The sequence below is a fragment of the Bergeyella porcorum genome (assembly GCF_042427575.1).
Taxonomy (GTDB): Bacteria; Bacteroidota; Bacteroidia; order Flavobacteriales; family Weeksellaceae; genus Bergeyella; species Bergeyella porcorum.
Genome location: NZ_JBHMFD010000001.1, coordinates 277,332 through 294,892, shown reverse-complemented (window position 1 = coordinate 294,892; position 17,561 = coordinate 277,332). Strand labels below are relative to the sequence as shown.

Genomic DNA, 17,561 nt, shown 5'->3' with positions numbered 1-17,561 from the left:
GTATGAATTTGAAAGGATTAATCATAAAATCCACGGGTAGCTGGTATCAAGTGTTAGATACCCAGCAGCATACCATCTACGAAGCCCGCATTCGGGGAAAATTTAAGTTGCTCAAAACAAGGCTAACCAATCCTTTGGCGGTGGGCGACTGGGTAGAATTTCAGCTAGAGCAAGATGACATTGCGTGGATTACCAAAATAGAACCTCGTAAAAATTATCTCATCAGAAAATCGGTAAACCTTTCCAAGGAAGCTCATATCATTGCCTCTAATATAGATTTGGCGTGTTTTATTTTCACATTGAAACATCCAGAGACTTCATTAGGATTTTTAGACCGATTTTTAGCCTGTTGTGAGGCGTATAATATTCAGCCTTTGATATTATTCAACAAGATAGATGTATTGGAGGAAGAAGAATGGGCAATTGTAGAAGAGATTAAAACCATTTATCAAGAAATAGGCTATGAAACCTTAGAAATCTCATCTTATTCAAAATTAAACTTATCCCATTTAAAAACCTTGATTCAAGATAAAACCTCCGTATTCTTTGGACATTCAGGAAGTGGAAAATCTACTTTGGTCAATGCCCTACAGCCTGATTTGAATTTGAAAACAGGGGAAATTTCAGAAACCCATCTGAAAGGAAAACATACCACCACATTTGCACAGATGCACTTTTGGGATTTTGGAGGAGCTGTAATAGATACTCCAGGAGTGAGAGAGTTTGCAATGATAGATGTAGAAAAAGAAGAAATACAGCATTATTTTCCAGAAATTTTTGAAAAGGGAAGGGATTGTAAATTTCATAATTGCTTGCATATCAATGAGCCTAAATGTGCAGTTTTACAAGCTATAGAAGAGGGGGGAATAGAGGAATCCCGCTATATGACTTACCTAAAACTGATGGAAGAAGCCGAAGAACAAGCCATAAGATAAAACAAAAAACCCAGCCGAAGCTGGGTAAAAACTAATAACCATGAAAACTCAAATTAAACATGAGAATCTGTTTGTATAGAAACAATATCCGTGCCAAAAAGTATTCTTCGTAGAAAATTTTAAATATTTTTATGTTTTTTAGGTCAAGATATTGTTTTTCAGTAGATTATTTTTTTTAGTATCTATAATACTCAGGTTTGAAAGGTCCTTCTACTTCTACACCGATGTATTTGGCTTGCTCAGCAGAAAGGGTTTCTAGCTCTACTCCAATCTTTTTCAAGTGAAGTGCTGCCACTTTCTCATCTAATTTTTTAGGAAGCATATACACTTGGTTTTCGTAAGCTTCACCATTAGTCCAAAGTTCAATCTGAGCCAATGTTTGGTTGGAGAACGAATTACTCATCACAAACGATGGATGTCCCGTAGCACAACCTAGGTTTACCAAACGCCCTTCAGCTAAGATAATAATATCATTGCCATCAATATTATAAATATCCACTTGAGGTTTTACCGTTGTCTTAGTAGCACCGTAGTTGGCATTCAGCCAAGCCATATCAATTTCGTTATCAAAGTGACCAATGTTGCAAACAATGGTTTTATCTTTCATCTTTTTGAAGTGCTCAGCCCTCACAATGTTGAAATTCCCCGTGGTGGTGATCACGATGTCCGCCGTTTCTATTACGGTATCCAATTTTTTCACTTCATAGCCTTCCATAGCAGCTTGCAATGCACAGATAGGGTCTATCTCTGTAACGGTAACAATGGAACCAGCTCCACGGAAAGAAGCCGCCGTACCTTTCCCCACATCACCATAGCCACAAACCACTACGCGTTTCCCGGCAAGCATTACATCGGTAGCTCTTCTGATGGCATCTACAGCAGACTCGCGACAACCGTATTTGTTATCAAATTTAGATTTTGTAACAGAATCATTAACATTGATGGCAGGCACTAAAAGCGTTCCGTTTTTCATTCTTTCATAGAGTCTATGAACACCTGTAGTAGTTTCCTCAGAAAGTCCTTTGATTTCTTTCGCTAATTCTGGATATTGGTCAAACACCATATTGGTAAGGTCTCCACCATCATCCAAAATCATATTAAGCGGTTTTCTTTCTTCTCCGAAGAACAAAGTCTGCTCTATACACCAGTCAAACTCCTCTGCCGTCATCCCTTTCCAAGCGTACACAGGAATACCCGCAGCGGCAATCGCTGCTGCGGCGTGGTCTTGCGTAGAGAAAATGTTACAAGAAGACCAAGTAACTTCTGCACCCAGAGCCACTAAAGTCTCTATGAGTACAGCGGTCTGAATGGTCATATGCAGACAACCTGCAATTCTGGCACCTTTTAACGGTTGCGAAGGGCCATACTCTTCGCGGATTGCCATAAGCCCTGGCATCTCTGCCTCTGCCAATTCTATTTCCTTTCTTCCCCATTCTGCAAGGGAAATATCTTTTACCTTATAAGGAAGGTATTGGGTTTTTGTTTCCATTAATTCAAAAAATTTTCGCAAATTTACGAACTTAATTTTGCGTATCAAAATATGCCTTTATACCAAGAACTATCCCATCAAGACACTACAATACTCGTTTGGAAATACGATGAAACTGATGCTTTTTGTTTTCAGCATCTTGTAGAACCTCATCGCCAAGAGCAGATAGAAGTCCTGCACCCTAAAAAACAAAAAGAATATATGATGGTACGCCAGATGCTGAAGCTGAAACTGCCCCAGCATCAGATTGTCTATGAAGACAATGGGCAGCCACGCCTTTCTCCAGAAGATTTTAAAATTTCCATCTCGCATTCTTTCCCGTGGGCGGCATTGGCTATTTCTACACAAAATATTGGGATAGATTGGGAAAAAATACAGCCTAAAATTTTGAAAATAAAACATAAATTTCTTACCGATAGAGAACAAGAATGGCTACCATCTGAACAAGAAACCGAATATCTCACGGTAATTTGGGCAATTAAAGAGGCGTTGTACAAACTTCACCCTTCTAAATATTGGTCTTTGAAGAAGCATTATGAAGTAGAGCCTTTTTCTCTGAATGACCTTTCCTCAATACAATGTTGCGTTTTTGATGAGCAGTTTACCGATGTCTATACCGCGAAAGTAAGCCCAATGGAAGATGGCTATTTTGCGGTGGTGAGGTAGTTTTTTGTTATTATATGACTCATAAAAACATCAGTAGAATAGGGTTTTATTTATCATTAAAAATTGCAAAAATATCAATAGCGTCGGGCTTTAGCCCGATACCAAAAAGAGAAAAGCAAACGGCTTTAGCCCAATAGTTCGGTTAAAGCCTTTTTTATGCCTTTACAAATTAGGATTTATTCTAATCTAAATGCCCCTCCATCAGGAAAATCCCGAAGCCTGTTTCACCTCGGGGGAAGCTTCGAGCAGTTGCTCAAACCTTATTTCACTTTGGGGGAAGCTTCTAGCAGTTGCTTAAACCTTATTTCACTTTGGGGGAAGCTTCGAGCAGTTGCTCAAACCTTATTTCACTTTGGGGGAAGCTTCGAGCAATTGCTCAAAAGTAGTTTCAACAAGAGGGAAACTTCGGGCTAAAATTTTTAATAAATTTTTAAATAATTTTATTTATATTTGTAATCAAATCCATTTAAATAATATTAAAAATGAAAAGACTAAACAACCGATTAAGAGTTGCCGAGCTGGCAGATGTATCAGCAAGGCTAGTAGAAATCTACAAAAGTGAAACTTCCTTGGCGGAAGATTCGTTCTTCAAACCATTATTTGACCAAATAAAAGAGCAAGCATTGGCACTATCCATAGCCATAAAAAAGGAAAACGCCATCTCTAAACTGGAAGAATTGGATGAGCAACGCGACAACACCATCCGCGACTTAAAAAATGCCTTGGTGGGCTACGCCTCGCTTCGCACAGCGGAAATCAGGGAAAGTGCAGAGCAACTGCTCACGATTTTTGAACGCTACGGACTGAAAGTGATACGGGAAAACTACGCCAGCCAGTCGGGACACATAGACTCTATGCTTCGCGATTTTTCCACAGAGTCGGCACTAGCGTTGGTGGAAAAATTAGCCGGTGTAAAGGAGATTTTAGAAGAACTGCAAGAGCGACAAACCACCTTCAATACAGAACGAATGGCGTACGAAAAAAGCCTTTCTGAGCTGGGTGCTACGCCATCGGCATCATCATTGAAAAAGCCACTTTTAGACTTATTGAATGTGAAATTAATGAACTATCTTATCGCAACGAAAGAGGTAGGAAAACATCAAAGCTTTGCTGCCACCGTAGCCCAAGTCTTTAATGAAATGAATGAAACCATTGCTCGAAGAAGCAAAAAGTAATGGCTAATAAGTCTCCTCCTTTGAAATTATTTAAAGGAGGAGTTTTTTTATTGTTTTACTTCAATGTATCGTTCCACGGCTTTTCGTTGTTCGTGGGTTACATCGCAGAGGAGCTCAAGGATTTCTTGGATGTTTTTCAGTTCGGTAAGTTTGGTGATGCGTTTAGGGTCACGAATGTCAAAAAACTCATTTTCGCTGATTTCTTGTTTTCTCTGCTGGAGAAGGTTTTCCAAGATATTTTCTGGTTCTTCCTGTGGCAATTCTTCAGGAATTAGGTTCTTTTTATCCTCTAGAAGCAAGGTGATGCGTTTCAGTTCAAAACTAATCTTTTTGTACCATTTTTCGTGGTCTATTTCTTCAAACTCATTCTCGGAGTTGGCGTATTGGGCTAGTGATGCCGTGTATGCCGTGATGAGATGAGAGGTATTTACAAACTGGTGTACCGCTTGCATTTTCTTCTGCTGATTTTTAGGGTCAGAAAGCATTCTTTGGAAGTTATCCGATAGATTGGCAAGGTTGATAATCGCGTCTTTTCTGGCAATTTTATAACTTTCGCTATGAGGTATTTTTTTGGTAAACCGTTCCCACACATTTTGGAAGTAGATAAGATTAGACTTCGCTGCTTTCTGCATCAATACACTATTGATGGTATGCTCCCAAACGGGAAGCACAAAATAAGCTGCTCCAAAAGCAATAACACCCGCTATGGCTGTATCTATGATTCTGTCTTTGAAAATCAGATTGATATTTCCCGGATTAAGGAAATTAAAACTGATGAAAATATAAATCGTCATAAAGAATACTGCCCACGCATATTTGTCTTTCAGGAAGGTAAAGCAGAGAATCATAGAGGATAGTAAGATGCCCAGCTTTACCGAATCGCTCTCAATGCCTATGAGGATAAGATACGCTACCATAGCTCCAGAAACGGTACCATAAAGGCGTAGAATATTGCGGTGCTTGGTGGTGCTATATGCAGGACGCATAATGGCGATGATGGTAATGAGAATCCAATAAGAATGCCCTATACCCAAAAACTCTAATCTGGAAATAGAATAGCCTACCAGCAATGCTGTGGTAATCCTAATGGCGTGGCGAAACATCCCAGATTTTAAGGAAAAATTATTAAAAAATACTTTGGAATTGAGCTTTTCTTGCTTTGGAACAAATTTTTCAAAATCCAATCCTGTGGAAAGGCTTTTGGCATTTTTTAAATCCTGAGAAAATACGCGATAGATGGTTTTTACCTCATTAGAAAGTTCGCCCAAGCGGAGAAATACCAACCTAAGAGACATAAAATCTTCTAGCGTATTGGCACTCATTTCTTTATTTCGGAGTTGATAATAGTCTTGGTAGATGGCGTCTATTTCTGCATTGATGTTTCTGATGGCTTTAGCTTTGGTGCCACTTTGCAATGCAATACCAATGTTCACAAGTTCCTCTGCCAATAGATTGAGAAAAGAGTGTACCTTGGGAAGGATAGAGTGGTGGTCAAACTTCTGGTGAAGTTTTTGATAATTCAGCTCACTAGTGATGAGTTTTTCATAGAGGTCTATGGCATTGAGAAACAACAGCATCAGCAGTCGGCTAGTGGTAGTAGATTCATTGACAATGGTTCTGGTCTTAAAGACCACCTCTCTGGTATCTTCTTGTAGATTTTTGATGATCACTTGCTTGGCAATAACTTCTCTTTGCAAGGTTTCTATATCTGCATTTTTCTGATAAAACCGTGATTTCAGTTTCAGATATTCGGCAAGTTGGATATAGTTTTCGCCAATCATTTGACTGGGCAGCTTGTAGGGTTGCAGTTTCGTCATCACCATAAAGACCACGAAAAACCATATACAGCCAAGCGAAAAAGCCACAAGGCTATGCACAGGATTTTGACCTATAAGATGTCCATCTATGAAAATGGATAAGACCACCAAACCCAAACCGCCCACAGAGGTAAGCCTCTGCCCATATACCCCCAGCATTGTGAGAAAAATTCCAAAGAAAGCAATTTCAGCGTAAACCAAAATAGGTACATCCTTCAGAATGGTAGCAGTGATGGCTATGAAAATGAATAAGCAAACAGATAAAATCAGAGCATTTCGGCGTCTGATGAAAGGGCCTACCATATCTGTAAGTCCTACGAAGCTGGTACCCAATGGAAAGAGGAAAAATTCTTTCAGTACTCCCAAGTAGGCTAAAATAACGCTCGGAATTACAATTGCCAAAGCGATACGCGTACCCGAATAGATATGCTGACTGGTAACGAATTGTTGTATTTCAGATTTATAATTCACAGTTGCAAAGTTAATCTCAAATTTTGCATTAGAAAAATAATTATCAAAGAGTGTAGAATGCAGAGGTGAGAGAAAAACTAATTAGATAATTCATTGTCCTCATTCATTTTCCTTTTTTGCTCTGCCAATAGCTTTTCCAAGCGTACCCTTCGGATGGCGAGGTTCAGCTCATTCCCGAATAATAAGAGATAAACATTCACATTCACCCAGACCATCAGTAAAATCATTGTTCCAATAGAGCCATAGAGTACATTATATCTCGCAAAATCTCTAGCATAGATGGCAAAGAAATAGGTGGTAATCACAAAAAGTACTGTGGTAAATGTAGCCCCTGGAATGGCCTGTCGGAATCGGGTGAGTTTTACAGTGCCAAGCCAATAGAATAATGATAATAGTATGAAATAAAATAAAGGAAAGGAAATAAAACCAATAATCTTGGAAAGGTTTTTTACAAACCACGAAATATCATAGCTCGGAGTAAAAAGTTTTAAAACCACTTCCGAATAATAAATCCCAAAGATGGAAAGCAAAATAACACTAATGAATCCTATGGTGATGAAAAATGCTACGATGAATTCTTTCACATCATTGTGCTTTACATCGCTATTCTCATTAAAGCCATCTATAAGGGCAAAAGTACCATTGGTAGCGAAGACTAAGGCTAAAATAATGGTGATATTTCCAATGCTGGAAGTATTGGGGATAATGTGTTCTTGGATATAGAAAATCACATCACTCTCTATTCTCCCAGGGAAAGCATTGTGTATCAGTACATCAAAAATATAAGATTGAAGTTTTTCATAATGAGGCAAAAATGGCAATACCGATAAGATAAACAAAATGAAAGGAAATAATGAAAACACGAAGTTCCAGGAAATGGCGGCTGCTTTCCTTCCAATCTTGTCTTTGAAAATTCCTTCAATGTAAATTTCAAACATTTTGTAAAGCGAAATCCCTAAGAAAGGGATGTGAATCCCATCTAAAAACTCAAAAATTCTTCTCTGAATTTTAAGGATAAATTTCGGTAATTTTACTGCCATTGGAGTATATTTGCAACAACAAAGATAAGAAATGAGAATCAATTTACTTTGTATAGGAAAAACAGATAGCAAAGAAATTAAAAATCTGATTGAATATTATATCGCTCGCTTGCCAAAACATTGGAATTTTGAAATTATAGAAATTCCTGATGTGAGAAATGCTAAAAATTTAACCGCTGAACAACTCAAAAAAGAAGAAGCCAAGCTATTCCAACAGCATTTTGAAGCCAATGATTGGGTTTTGCTGCTTGATGAAAAAGGTAAGCAGTTTACAAGTAGAGAGTTTTCTACCAAAATAGACCATTGGATGAATATTTCTGTGAAAAAAGTGAACCTCCTTATTGGCGGTGCCTACGGATTTTCAGAAGAAATATACCAGCGGGCAAATGAAAAAATGGCTCTCTCTAAAATGACCTTTACCCATCAGATGGTGCGTCTATTCATTATAGAACAACTCTATAGAGCCGACCAAATCTTGCAAGGAAAGCCTTATCATAATGATTAACTTATCTTATTGAAAAAAGTTTTTTAATGTTTCATTTATATAATTATTAATTATCATATATTTGCGATATTATATAAATCAATATTATTATGTGTAAAAAAATAGTGAAAGGAAGTATTGTCATCATTTGTATTTTGATGAATATTTTGGTACAATCTCAAACGAAGGCTGCTATACATTTCCAAAATGGGGAAACAAAGCACCTTTTTCTACGTCAACAAATTCTTCAGGAGGATGAAAGTTTAATAACAACAGAAACACTGAAAAGCAAAAGAAAAAAAATCTCTTTAGAAGATGTAAAATATATTGCTATTTATCCACCAGCAGGAAAAAGTGATAGTGTCTATGTAATGCCTATCAATGTGCATATTAATGCGAAAAAAAATGTAAAGAGATGGCTTACAAAATTACATCAAGGCAATAATATTTCTGTTTTTTATGGATTTTATGCCAAGGGACTCAAGCGTGATGAGGCTTCAGTTTATTATTATGAAAATTCTGGTGTATATCCAATGCATTATCTTTATGTAAAAAGACCTAGTGAAACTAGTGCTACTATATGGTGGTCTCAGGATATTAATTTAGATGGAGAAATACCTGCAAAACAAAGAATAAAATTCTTAGAACGAACTGCGCAATATTTTTCTGATGCTCCTAAGCTGCAAAAAGAAATTAACAACGGGCAACTCGCTCCAAAAGACTGGAAGTATATTGTCTACGAGTATGAAACTGAGATGAGTAAAAACAATAAGAATAGTAAAAAAAGAGAGGTGTTTTAAAAATTAGATACAATCATTTAAAATAGTTTAGAATTATGAGAAAAATTTTTATTTTGTTATCCATTGTTACAATGGGAATATCTGCTAAAGCTCAGTTGGATTATGATAATTATGAAGAAGGTGATGCGGAGTATTTATTTACTTCACGAAGTACAATAGTAAAACTGGGAGTAGGGCAAGCTCCACAAGCAAATCAAATTCCATATTATTCTAGTTATAATTTGAAATCCGCTCTTCCTTTTTTCTCTATAAATCTAGAAAGAGGAGCTTTCAATTTAGGAAAGGGATTTGTCTTGGGATATATAGGGGGGATACATTATACTCAAGCTGTCTATACTCCTAATATAGATAGTTTTTGGATAGGAGGAGATAAAGAAGATATCAAAACTAACTATATAGGAGGTAGTGCAGGTATTAGTTTACACAAAAGTTTTGGTGAAAAATTTGAAGTTTATGGTAATGCAGTGTTATATGTGGATTTCCCTCTTAGTGGAGAAATACCAGAAAGCATACCTAAAAAGATGAATGACCTTATTCGTCCATCATTAGGTATTAGGTATAATATTCTTAAGAATGTTGGTATCTTTGCCGAAGGTTCCACAGGAAGAGAACAATTCAGAGCTGGAATATCGTTTTTTAGATAATATAAAAATCCCTTTTAGAGTCTAAGACTTTGAAAGGGATTTTTTTTATAAACTTATTGTTCAGTTACTGTCCGTGAAGTTTTTTCCAAATTTCATCTTTCAGTTCGATGAGCCCTTCGCCTGTAACTCCTGAAAAGAATAATGGCTTTCTGTTTTCGGGAAATTCTTTTAAAATTTCTTGTTTCAGCTCATCATCCAGTAAATCAGATTTTGAAATAGACAATATAAAATCTTTATCCAAAAGCTCTGGATTGTATTCCTTCAATTCATTCTCTAGTATTTTAAATTCTTGAAAATGATTGTCAGAATCGGCAGGGATAAGGAACAATAAGATGGAGTTTCTCTCGATATGTCTCAAGAAACGATGTCCTAAGCCTTTTCCTTCAGCAGCTCCTTCTATAATACCTGGGATATCTGCCATTACAAAAGATTTATAATTTCTATAATTCACAATCCCCAGATTGGGCGTAAGTGTTGTAAAGGCATAATCTGCAATCTTAGGTTTGGCAGCAGATATGGAAGAGAGTAGGGTAGATTTCCCAGCATTAGGAAAGCCTACTAAACCAACATCTGCCAAGACTTTAAGCTCAAAGATGATATAACCCTCTTCACCAGGTAGTCCAGGCTGGGCATAGCGAGGGGTTTGGTTGGTAGCAGATTTAAAATGCTCATTGCCCAATCCACCTTTACCGCCTTTCATCAGGATAATCTCTTGTCCGTGTTCTAAGATTTCTCCCAAGATTTCCCCATCTTCATTTTTAGCAATAGTTCCAATGGGCACTTCTATGTAAACATCTTCACCATCAGCCCCTGTCAATTGGCTTTTTCCTCCATTTTCACCGCGTTCGGCTTTTATATGTCTGGTATATCGTAAGGGGAGCAGTGTCCACTCGTGGGCGTTACCTTTCATAATGATATGCCCGCCGCGTCCACCATCACCACCATCAGGACCTCCTTTAGGGATATATTTTTCCCTTCTTAGATGGGCAGAGCCAGCACCACCGTGCCCAGACTTGCAATGGATTTTTACATAATCTACAAAATTTGACATCTTTAATTAAAGTATTTGAGAGTTTAGAATAACTTGAAAACTCTTGTATTGATGGGCAAAGATAGAAAAATATAGATAGAATAAAAAGAAATTAATATTTTTGCAAGGTGTTTTGAATTTAAAAAGAGAAAGAGTTGTTAGTATTTTATTAAGATTGTAAGAATATGGACATGAGATTCCTCTTTTTTCTTTAATTGTTTGAAAATAGTTTTTAATTTTTACTTTGAATCTCAGTAAAGAATAAAATTTTTTGTTATGGGAAAAATTGCTATTTTACTTGTGTTGTTAATGTCAATAGGAAGCTCTGCAGCTACTTATGTGGATTTTAATGAGAAAATAGAACAATCTGAAACAGGTTGTAAGTATAAAGGAAAAAAGTTATATAGAGGGAAAAAAGGTGGATGTTATTATATCTCTAAAGGGGAAAAAGTTTATGTTGATAGATCGTATTGCAATTGTTAAAAGAAATAAAAATAAAGAAGCCAGTTTTCATTGAAAATTGGCTTCTTTATTGATTTTTCTGTACATCTGTCTATACAAACAAAAGTGGGAAGAATATTCTTCCCACCTATTCTCAAGGTTGTAAGTTAAAATTAAGTGATTAAACTATTTCACTTTCTCTATCTCAGCATAGAGTTTTTCAGAAATTTCAGAGATTTCCCCTACACCGTTAATCTCTACATACTTGCCTTGTTGCTTATAAAGTTCGGCTACTTCAGCAGTTTTGGCATAGTATTCTTTAATTCTGTTTCGGATGATGCTTTCATTAGCATCATCAGTTCTACCGCTGGTTTCACCACGCTTCAGAAGTCTCTCTACCAAAACCTCATCTTCTACCACTAGAGATAGGCATACATCTATTTCATCATTCAAAACCTCCTTTACGATACCTTCTAGAGCTTCGGTTTGAAAAGCTGTTCTTGGGAACCCATCAAAGATAAAACCTTTGGCATCGGTAGGCTTTCTCAGTTCGTCTGTAAGCATATCAATGGTTACTTGGTCTGGAACAAGCTGTCCTTTATCTATAAAGGATTTAGCCAATGTTCCGAGTGCCGTTTCATTTTTAATATTAAAACGAAATAAATCCCCTGTGGAAATTTGTTTCAGATTAAACTTTTCAATCAAATTCTGTGCTTGTGTCCCCTTTCCACTTCCCGGAGGACCAAATAATACGATGTTTATCATTTTTTGATTTGTTATGCTTATAGCGGTTCGCTCTTGGCAAATCGCTGATTATTCACTGTCTTAGTTTATTAATGTTTCCTTAGCATCATTTTTATTCTGATATGCAATAGGCAAAAAGCCTGAATTAATGGTTAATTCTTCCTTCTGCCAATTGGTATAAATCTGGCAAATTTCTTCCCAATTCATCATAATCTAAGCCATAGCCTAGTACAAATTTATTAGGGATTTCTTTAGCAACATAATCTACGATAAAGTTTTTATTGAACACCTCTGGTTTCAAAAATGCAGAGGCAACTTTCAGAGATTTAGGTCTTTGGGTATTTTTAAAATATTCGAAAAGACTTTCCAAAGTATTTCCAGTATCCACAATATCCTCCATCAAGATGATATGTCTGCCTTCTACATCTTTGGTTAAATCCATTTTGGTATAGACTACTCCCGTAGATTGCAGCCCGCCGTGGTAGGAGCTTACTTGCAAAAATGCCACTTCACAATTGCCAGGATAATATTTTAGAAAATCGGCAAAAAACATAAAAACACCATTCAGCACCCCGATGAAAACAGGTGTCTCATCTTTATAATCTTCATAGACTTTCAGTGCCAATGCTTTTACTACTTCTTGAATTTCCTCGTTTTTGAGATAAGGAACAAACTCTTTGTCGTGAATTTTAATTGTATCCATATAATTTCCAAAAAACAAAATTAGTTATTTTTTAGGAAATAGCGGAAGTTTTGAGAGGGAAATTAATAAAACTAAGCATAAAATTCTTTTGCAAGAAAAAGAGTTGAGTGAAAAGATGAATTGAGGAAAGAAAAATATTTTGCAGTGCATCAGCAGAAATATAATGGTGAAAAACTTGAGATGCAAAATTTCTTTTCATCAAATTTGTACATCTTTCGGATAAGGACTATTTTTGTAAAAATCTTTAAAAAAAGTAAAAATTATGTCAACTTATGTAGTTGTAGGTCTTCAATATGGAGACGAAGGAAAAGGTAAAATTACCGATGTTCTCTCTGCAAAATCAGATTATGTGGTTCGGTTTCAAGGTGGAGACAATGCAGGGCATACGGTGTATGTGGGAGATGAAAAATTTGTACTACATCTATTGCCATCTGGCGTTTTGCAGTGTAAAGGAAAATGCATTATTGCCAATGGAGTGGTGGTAAATCCTAAATCTTTCATCCGAGAAATAGAGCAAATAGAAAGCAAAGGTATGAAAACCGATCATGTGTTTATCTCCCGAAGAGCTCATGTGATTATGCCATACCACATTATGTTGGATACCTACCGCGAGGAAGAAAAAGGAGGTACCGAAATAGGAACTACCAAGAAAGGAATAGGGCCTTGCTACGAAGATAAAATTGCAAGAGTGGGAATCCGAATGGTAGATTTGCTCAATCCTGAAATTTTAAGAGAAAAAATTGAGAAAAACCTAAGGGTAAAAAATGCTTTGTTTGAAAAGTATTTTGAAAAACCTGCAATGGATGTGGAGGAAATTTACCAAGAGTTTTTAGCCATCGGCGAAAGACTGAAAGACCGCATTGTAGATACAGAAATAGAGTTGAATGACGCTATTAAAAACGGTAAAAATGTTCTTTTTGAAGGAGCCCAAGCCTTGATGCTGGATATCGATTTTGGAACTTATCCGTTCGTTACATCATCATCGCCATCTACGGGAGGTGTTTGTGCTGGGGCAGGGGTGCCACCTACGGCATTACAAAACCTGATAGGCGTGTCCAAAGCTTACACTACTAGGGTAGGAAATGGACCTTTTCCATCGGAGCTTAATGATGACCTGGGCGAGCATATCCGTAAAGTAGGGCACGAGTTCGGTGCTACTACAGGGCGTCCACGCCGTACGGGTTGGCTAGATTTGGTGTCTCTAAAACACGCTTGTATGATTAACGGAATTAATAATCTGGTGGTGACCAAACTGGATGTTCTTACAGGGATTAAACCTCTGAAAATCGTAACCCAATACAAGACTGAGGACGGGAAAATCATTGATTACTTCACTTCATCTACCACTAAGCTATACAACTATGAGCCTATCTACGAAGAATTAGAAGGGTGGGACGAGGATATTACCAAAGTTCGCTCTTATGATGAATTGCCCGTTAATGCTAAAAAGTATATAGAATTTATAGAAAATTATTTAGGTATCAATGTGTATTTGGTATCCGTAGGGCCAGAAAGAAGCCAGAACATCATCAGAAAAGAATTGTTTTAAATAGAAAATTGAAATTATGAAAGCCATCCAATAAGGGTGGTTTTTTTGTTTATTTAATTTTGATCGATATTGTTTATTTTATAGTATTGCTATGTTTTAAATAGTTTTGATTGGAATATAATTTTATTTTGGCAATATTTTTGATTGTTGTTATTTAAAATCTAATATATGGTGCCAATATAAATGATTAAGTTAATTGAGTAATAATCTTAAAAATATCCAATAATGAAAAATTTATTAAGCAAAACAGTAAATTCCTTAGATGAAATTCTTTTTGAAAACCGAAACAAAGCGTATGGTGCGTATGCTTTAAGACAAGATTCTGATATACTACTTACCAAAGCGCTGGTATTGGGTATTGCTTCTGCGGTAGCCTTGGCGGTTGTTTCTTTAGGAGTTAATCAGTGGTTATCAGAATCTAAAAATAAGAAAACAGTACCCGATGTGGTGATAGACTTAAAAAATGTGGATGCCAATGTTTCCCCAATAGTAAACCCACCAATCGTTCCTCCAGCATCTCCAGTAGTGCAAGATGTTAAAACTTTTGATTCTACGGTGCCTACGCCAACGAGGAATCCCAAGAAGGAAAAACCCGCTGCAAGAGTGGAAGATTATCAAAATGCCGTAGCTGGATTTGAAAATAAAGGAACTGTAGAACCGATTACCTATCAGCCAAATGTTCCCAATGTTTCTAAAATAGATGTTCCCGTGGTAGCTCCTCCTAAAATGGAGAATCCTAATGCTATTGTAGAAAAGGTAGATGTGGAAGCGTCTTTTTCTGGAGGGATAGATGCGTTTAGAAATAAAGTAGTGGGCAGTTTTGATGTATCACCTTTTGAAGGAACAGATACGGTTATAAAAACCACAGTTACTTTCATCGTAGAGAAAGATGGTACCATCTCTAATATTAAAGCCAATGGCGTAGATGCTATTTTCAACAAAGAAGCAGAAAAGACCATAAAAAATATCAAAGGCAGATGGAATCCTGCTACAGTAGATGGAAAACCCGTGAGAAGTTATTTCAGATTCCCTATCAGTATGAAATTTGAATAATCGTCTTGATATTGCATCATTAATTATCCACATCTTTCCCAAAATGTGGATAATTTTTTCTATATATAATACATTGATTTATATTTGATTACACTATAGATTGAGGTTTGTGTTTTTTTGAAAATTAAAAAAAATGTATTTTTGGACATTAAAATGAAGATAATGGCTAAAATCATTGGTGTTGCCAATCAAAAAGGCGGTGTAGGAAAAACAACCACAGCAGTCAATCTCGCTGCAGCATTGGGCGTTTTGGAGAAGAGGGTGTTAATCATTGATGCAGACCCTCAGGCAAATGCTACTTCTGGTTTGGGAGTGGAAGAGGTAAAATATTCTACCTATAACCTTCTAGAACATAGTGTGGATGTGGAGCAATGTATCCAAAAAACAACTTCACCTAATCTGGATATCGTGCCATCTCATATAGATTTGGTAGCGGCAGAGATAGAACTGGTGGATAGAGAGAGCCGTGAGCAAATGCTCAGAAAAGCATTAGAACCAGTGAAGGAACGGTATGATTTTATCATCATAGATTGTGCCCCGAGCTTAGGCTTGATTACGGTAAACGCCCTCACAGCATCAGACTCTGTGATTATTCCAATACAATGCGAATATTTTGCATTGGAAGGATTGGGTAAACTGCTGAATACAATTAAAAATGTACAAAAGATTCATAATAATAATTTAGACATAGAAGGACTACTACTCACAATGTATGATGGCAGATTGAGACTGTCTAACCAAGTGGTAGAGGAAGTAAATTCGCACTTCCCAGAGATGGTGTTTGATACCATTATCAGCCGAAATGTAAGATTGAGCGAAGCACCAAGTTTTGGAGAAAGTATCCTGATGTATGATGCCGAAAGTAAAGGTGCAGTACAATACATTCAGTTGGCAGAAGAAGTGCTGTTGCGAAATGATAAATCATTAAACAAATCACCAAAAAAAGAAAAAATTGAAAGATAAAAAAAGAGCAATGGGTAGAGGATTAGGAGCTATTTTAAGCTCTGAATCCAAAGTTTCTATCAATTCTGCTACCGATGAGGGGGCAGAAGTTTTAGTTGGCAACATTATGGAAGTGGCTTTGGAGGATATCTATCCCAATGCTACACAGCCGAGAACGCATTTTGATGAGAAAGCTTTGAACGATTTGGCCCAATCCATCAAAAATTTAGGTGTTATCCAGCCTATTACATTGAGAAAAGATGGTGATAAGTTTGAAATCATCTCTGGTGAAAGACGTTTCCGAGCATCTAAATTGGCTGGTTTAAAAACCATTCCCGCTTATATCCGTCTGGTGAACGACCAAGAGCTTCTGGAAATGGCTCTGGTGGAAAATATCCAAAGGGAAGACCTTGATGCAATAGAAGTAGCACTTACTTATCAACGACTTTTGGATGAAATTGGAATGACCCAAGAAAACTTGAGCCAGAGGGTAGGAAAGGAGAGAAGCACAATTACCAACTCTATCCGATTGCTAAAACTGAGTCCAGATATTCAAAATGCGGTAAGAAGTGGTGCCATATCAGCAGGACACGGGCGTGCCATCTTGAGTTTGGAAACTGAAGCATTGCAGCAGGTGTTATTTGATAAAATAGTGAAAGAAGGGCTTAATGTAAGACAAGCAGAACAAGTTGCCAATGCCCTGAAAAAACCTTCCCAAGCAAAAGAACCCAAAACAGCCACTGTGTCTAATGAATACAAAAGAGCCGAGAAAAAATTGGCAGACATTTTGGATGTGAAAGTAGAAATTAAGACTTCTGCTAATGGCAAGAAGGGAAAAATAGTTCTGGATTTTAAAGACGAAAAAGAGTTAGAGCAAATTCTTTCTCATTTTAATTAATGAAAAAAATACTTTCCATTATCGCTTTTTTGGTATTAAACATTGTCGCAGCACAAGCCACAAAGAGCGATTCTTTGCAAAAAACATCATCCCTTTCAGATAGAGATACCCTACAGCCTCTCAAATCCGAAGGGGAAATTCTTTCTGATATAGAACAGACCAATGCTCCCAGCAAAACCCTTAAATATAGTCCTACCAAAGCAGGATTGTACTCTGCCGTTCTCCCTGGATTGGGACAATATTACAATAAAAAATATTGGAAAATTCCCATTGTATGGGGAGCCATAGGAACAGGAGTAGGGATTGTGCTGTGGAATGAAAAACAATATAACCGTTACCGAAATGCTTTCGTAGCTGAGCTGAACGGGTTACCTCACGAGTTTTCTGATATTTCTGGGGTTACGGCAGATGTTTTGGGACGCACACAGGATAGAGCCAAGCGACAGCGAGATTACGCCATTGCCATCACAGGACTTATCTATGTTTTAGGAATTGTAGATGCGGTAGTAGATGCCCATCTTTATGAGCAAAGAAATGACCCAGATTTGGCTCTAAAACCTGCGGTGATTTACGATGAATTTTCAAAGCAAAACACCAAGGCAGGTCTTAGCTTAATATTGAGGTTTTAAACCTAAAATTTTGAACTAAATCTGAGAAGAAATTATAAGCTCTCAGTAGAA

Annotated in this window: 19 protein-coding genes; 13 read left to right on the top strand and 6 right to left on the bottom strand. The window is 37.0% G+C overall.

What is annotated here, in order from left to right; translation table 11 throughout:
- Positions 1 to 8: 8 nt before the first annotated feature.
- Entirely contained in the window at positions 9 to 935 is a 927-nt protein-coding gene (rsgA, locus tag ACFFUE_RS01260) for a ribosome small subunit-dependent GTPase A (protein WP_376832212.1), read from the top strand.
- A 175-nt stretch (positions 936 to 1,110) separates the two neighbouring features.
- On the opposite strand, the gene ahcY is transcribed toward rsgA, so the two are convergent.
- Entirely contained in the window at positions 1,111 to 2,424 is a 1,314-nt protein-coding gene (gene ahcY, locus ACFFUE_RS01255; protein ID WP_376832103.1) for an adenosylhomocysteinase, read from the bottom strand.
- A 51-nt stretch (positions 2,425 to 2,475) separates the two neighbouring features.
- Here ahcY and ACFFUE_RS01250 point away from each other — a divergent pair, with 51 nt between their 5' ends.
- The 3 genes from ACFFUE_RS01250 (at position 2,476) to ACFFUE_RS01240 (ending at position 4,265) form a co-directional block, all read left to right on the top strand.
- Positions 2,476 to 3,090: a 4'-phosphopantetheinyl transferase family protein gene (locus tag ACFFUE_RS01250; protein ID WP_376832101.1), complete on the top strand. Its 615-nt coding sequence runs from the start codon at positions 2,476 to 2,478 to the stop codon at positions 3,088 to 3,090.
- A 156-nt stretch (positions 3,091 to 3,246) separates the two neighbouring features.
- On the top strand, positions 3,247 to 3,504 hold the full coding sequence (locus ACFFUE_RS01245; RefSeq protein ID WP_376832099.1) for a hypothetical protein: 258 nt from the start codon (positions 3,247 to 3,249) through the stop codon (positions 3,502 to 3,504).
- A gap of 68 nt (positions 3,505 to 3,572) precedes the next feature.
- Entirely contained in the window at positions 3,573 to 4,265 is a 693-nt protein-coding gene (locus ACFFUE_RS01240; RefSeq protein WP_376832097.1) for a DUF6261 family protein, read from the top strand.
- Between the two features lie 47 nt (positions 4,266 to 4,312).
- On the opposite strand, the gene ACFFUE_RS01235 is transcribed toward ACFFUE_RS01240, so the two are convergent.
- Positions 4,313 to 6,553, bottom strand: coding sequence for an FUSC family protein (locus ACFFUE_RS01235; protein ID WP_376832095.1), 2,241 nt, complete (start codon positions 6,551 to 6,553; stop codon positions 4,313 to 4,315).
- A gap of 77 nt (positions 6,554 to 6,630) precedes the next feature.
- A complete protein-coding gene (locus tag ACFFUE_RS01230) occupies positions 6,631 to 7,593 on the bottom strand; it encodes a YihY/virulence factor BrkB family protein (RefSeq protein WP_376832093.1) in 963 nt (320 codons plus the stop codon).
- Positions 7,594 to 7,624: 31 nt separating this feature from the next.
- Between ACFFUE_RS01230 and ACFFUE_RS01225 the strand changes: the two genes are divergently transcribed.
- The 3 genes from ACFFUE_RS01225 to ACFFUE_RS01215 all read left to right on the top strand — a co-directional run bounded on the left by ACFFUE_RS01225 (position 7,625) and on the right by ACFFUE_RS01215 (position 9,521).
- Positions 7,625 to 8,098 carry a 23S rRNA (pseudouridine(1915)-N(3))-methyltransferase RlmH gene (locus tag ACFFUE_RS01225; protein WP_376832091.1) on the top strand — a complete coding sequence of 158 codons (474 nt, stop codon included), beginning with the start codon at positions 7,625 to 7,627 and terminating at the stop codon, positions 8,096 to 8,098.
- Positions 8,099 to 8,202: 104 nt separating this feature from the next.
- Positions 8,203 to 8,877, top strand: a complete 675-nt coding sequence (locus ACFFUE_RS01220) for a hypothetical protein (protein ID WP_376832089.1) — start codon at positions 8,203 to 8,205, stop codon at positions 8,875 to 8,877.
- 35 nt (positions 8,878 to 8,912) lie between these two features.
- A complete protein-coding gene (locus ACFFUE_RS01215; RefSeq protein ID WP_376832087.1) occupies positions 8,913 to 9,521 on the top strand; it encodes a hypothetical protein in 609 nt (202 codons plus the stop codon).
- Positions 9,522 to 9,585: 64 nt separating this feature from the next.
- Here ACFFUE_RS01215 and obgE read toward each other — a convergent pair whose 3' ends face one another.
- Positions 9,586 to 10,572, bottom strand: coding sequence for a GTPase ObgE (gene obgE / locus ACFFUE_RS01210; protein ID WP_376832085.1), 987 nt, complete (start codon positions 10,570 to 10,572; stop codon positions 9,586 to 9,588).
- A gap of 255 nt (positions 10,573 to 10,827) precedes the next feature.
- Between obgE and ACFFUE_RS01205 the strand changes: the two genes are divergently transcribed.
- A complete protein-coding gene (locus ACFFUE_RS01205) occupies positions 10,828 to 11,034 on the top strand; it encodes a hypothetical protein (protein WP_376832083.1) in 207 nt (68 codons plus the stop codon).
- Between the two features lie 144 nt (positions 11,035 to 11,178).
- Here the strand turns inward: ACFFUE_RS01205 and ACFFUE_RS01200 are convergent, their stop codons facing one another.
- Positions 11,179 to 11,757 (bottom strand): adenylate kinase, encoded by a 579-nt coding sequence (locus ACFFUE_RS01200; protein WP_376832081.1) that lies wholly within the window; start codon positions 11,755 to 11,757, stop codon positions 11,179 to 11,181.
- Positions 11,758 to 11,881: 124 nt separating this feature from the next.
- Positions 11,882 to 12,439 (bottom strand): hypoxanthine phosphoribosyltransferase, encoded by a 558-nt coding sequence (gene hpt, locus ACFFUE_RS01195; RefSeq protein ID WP_376832079.1) that lies wholly within the window; start codon positions 12,437 to 12,439, stop codon positions 11,882 to 11,884.
- Between the two features lie 262 nt (positions 12,440 to 12,701).
- Between hpt and ACFFUE_RS01190 the strand changes: the two genes are divergently transcribed.
- The 5 genes from ACFFUE_RS01190 (at position 12,702) to ACFFUE_RS01170 (ending at position 17,510) form a co-directional block, all read left to right on the top strand.
- Positions 12,702 to 13,988: an adenylosuccinate synthase gene (locus tag ACFFUE_RS01190; RefSeq protein WP_327984667.1), complete on the top strand. Its 1,287-nt coding sequence runs from the start codon at positions 12,702 to 12,704 to the stop codon at positions 13,986 to 13,988.
- A 225-nt stretch (positions 13,989 to 14,213) separates the two neighbouring features.
- Positions 14,214 to 15,041, top strand: a complete 828-nt coding sequence (locus ACFFUE_RS01185) for an energy transducer TonB (RefSeq protein WP_376832077.1) — start codon at positions 14,214 to 14,216, stop codon at positions 15,039 to 15,041.
- Positions 15,042 to 15,203: 162 nt separating this feature from the next.
- A complete protein-coding gene (locus ACFFUE_RS01180; RefSeq protein WP_327984665.1) occupies positions 15,204 to 16,004 on the top strand; it encodes a ParA family protein in 801 nt (266 codons plus the stop codon).
- A complete protein-coding gene (locus ACFFUE_RS01175) occupies positions 15,994 to 16,881 on the top strand; it encodes a ParB/RepB/Spo0J family partition protein (protein ID WP_327984664.1) in 888 nt (295 codons plus the stop codon). Before ACFFUE_RS01180 ends, ACFFUE_RS01175 begins: the two co-directional genes overlap by 11 nt.
- Positions 16,881 to 17,510 carry a DUF5683 domain-containing protein gene (locus tag ACFFUE_RS01170; RefSeq protein ID WP_376832075.1) on the top strand — a complete coding sequence of 210 codons (630 nt, stop codon included), beginning with the start codon at positions 16,881 to 16,883 and terminating at the stop codon, positions 17,508 to 17,510. The genes ACFFUE_RS01175 and ACFFUE_RS01170 overlap by 1 nt, the downstream gene beginning before the upstream one ends.
- Positions 17,511 to 17,561: the final 51 nt, after the last annotated feature.

Excerpts from the sequence above, each read along its gene's own strand:
- ACFFUE_RS01230 (WP_376832093.1), bottom strand. The coding sequence starts at position 7,593 with ATGGCAGTAAAATTACCGAAATTTATCCTTAAAATTCAGAGAAGAATT.
- ACFFUE_RS01240 (WP_376832097.1), top strand. The coding sequence starts at position 3,573 with ATGAAAAGACTAAACAACCGATTAAGAGTTGCCGAGCTGGCAGATGTA.
- ACFFUE_RS01170 (WP_376832075.1), top strand. The coding sequence starts at position 16,881 with ATGAAAAAAATACTTTCCATTATCGCTTTTTTGGTATTAAACATTGTC.
- hpt (WP_376832079.1), bottom strand. The coding sequence starts at position 12,439 with ATGGATACAATTAAAATTCACGACAAAGAGTTTGTTCCTTATCTCAAA.
- ahcY (WP_376832103.1), bottom strand. The coding sequence starts at position 2,424 with ATGGAAACAAAAACCCAATACCTTCCTTATAAGGTAAAAGATATTTCC.
- ACFFUE_RS01215 (WP_376832087.1), top strand. The coding sequence starts at position 8,913 with ATGAGAAAAATTTTTATTTTGTTATCCATTGTTACAATGGGAATATCT.
- ACFFUE_RS01180 (WP_327984665.1), top strand. The coding sequence starts at position 15,204 with ATGGCTAAAATCATTGGTGTTGCCAATCAAAAAGGCGGTGTAGGAAAA.
- ACFFUE_RS01185 (WP_376832077.1), top strand. The coding sequence starts at position 14,214 with ATGAAAAATTTATTAAGCAAAACAGTAAATTCCTTAGATGAAATTCTT.
- ACFFUE_RS01225 (WP_376832091.1), top strand. The coding sequence starts at position 7,625 with ATGAGAATCAATTTACTTTGTATAGGAAAAACAGATAGCAAAGAAATT.
- ACFFUE_RS01200 (WP_376832081.1), bottom strand. The coding sequence starts at position 11,757 with ATGATAAACATCGTATTATTTGGTCCTCCGGGAAGTGGAAAGGGGACA.
- ACFFUE_RS01245 (WP_376832099.1), top strand. The coding sequence starts at position 3,247 with ATGCCTTTACAAATTAGGATTTATTCTAATCTAAATGCCCCTCCATCA.
- ACFFUE_RS01250 (WP_376832101.1), top strand. The coding sequence starts at position 2,476 with ATGCCTTTATACCAAGAACTATCCCATCAAGACACTACAATACTCGTT.
- ACFFUE_RS01190 (WP_327984667.1), top strand. The coding sequence starts at position 12,702 with ATGTCAACTTATGTAGTTGTAGGTCTTCAATATGGAGACGAAGGAAAA.
- obgE (WP_376832085.1), bottom strand. The coding sequence starts at position 10,572 with ATGTCAAATTTTGTAGATTATGTAAAAATCCATTGCAAGTCTGGGCAC.
- ACFFUE_RS01205 (WP_376832083.1), top strand. The coding sequence starts at position 10,828 with ATGGGAAAAATTGCTATTTTACTTGTGTTGTTAATGTCAATAGGAAGC.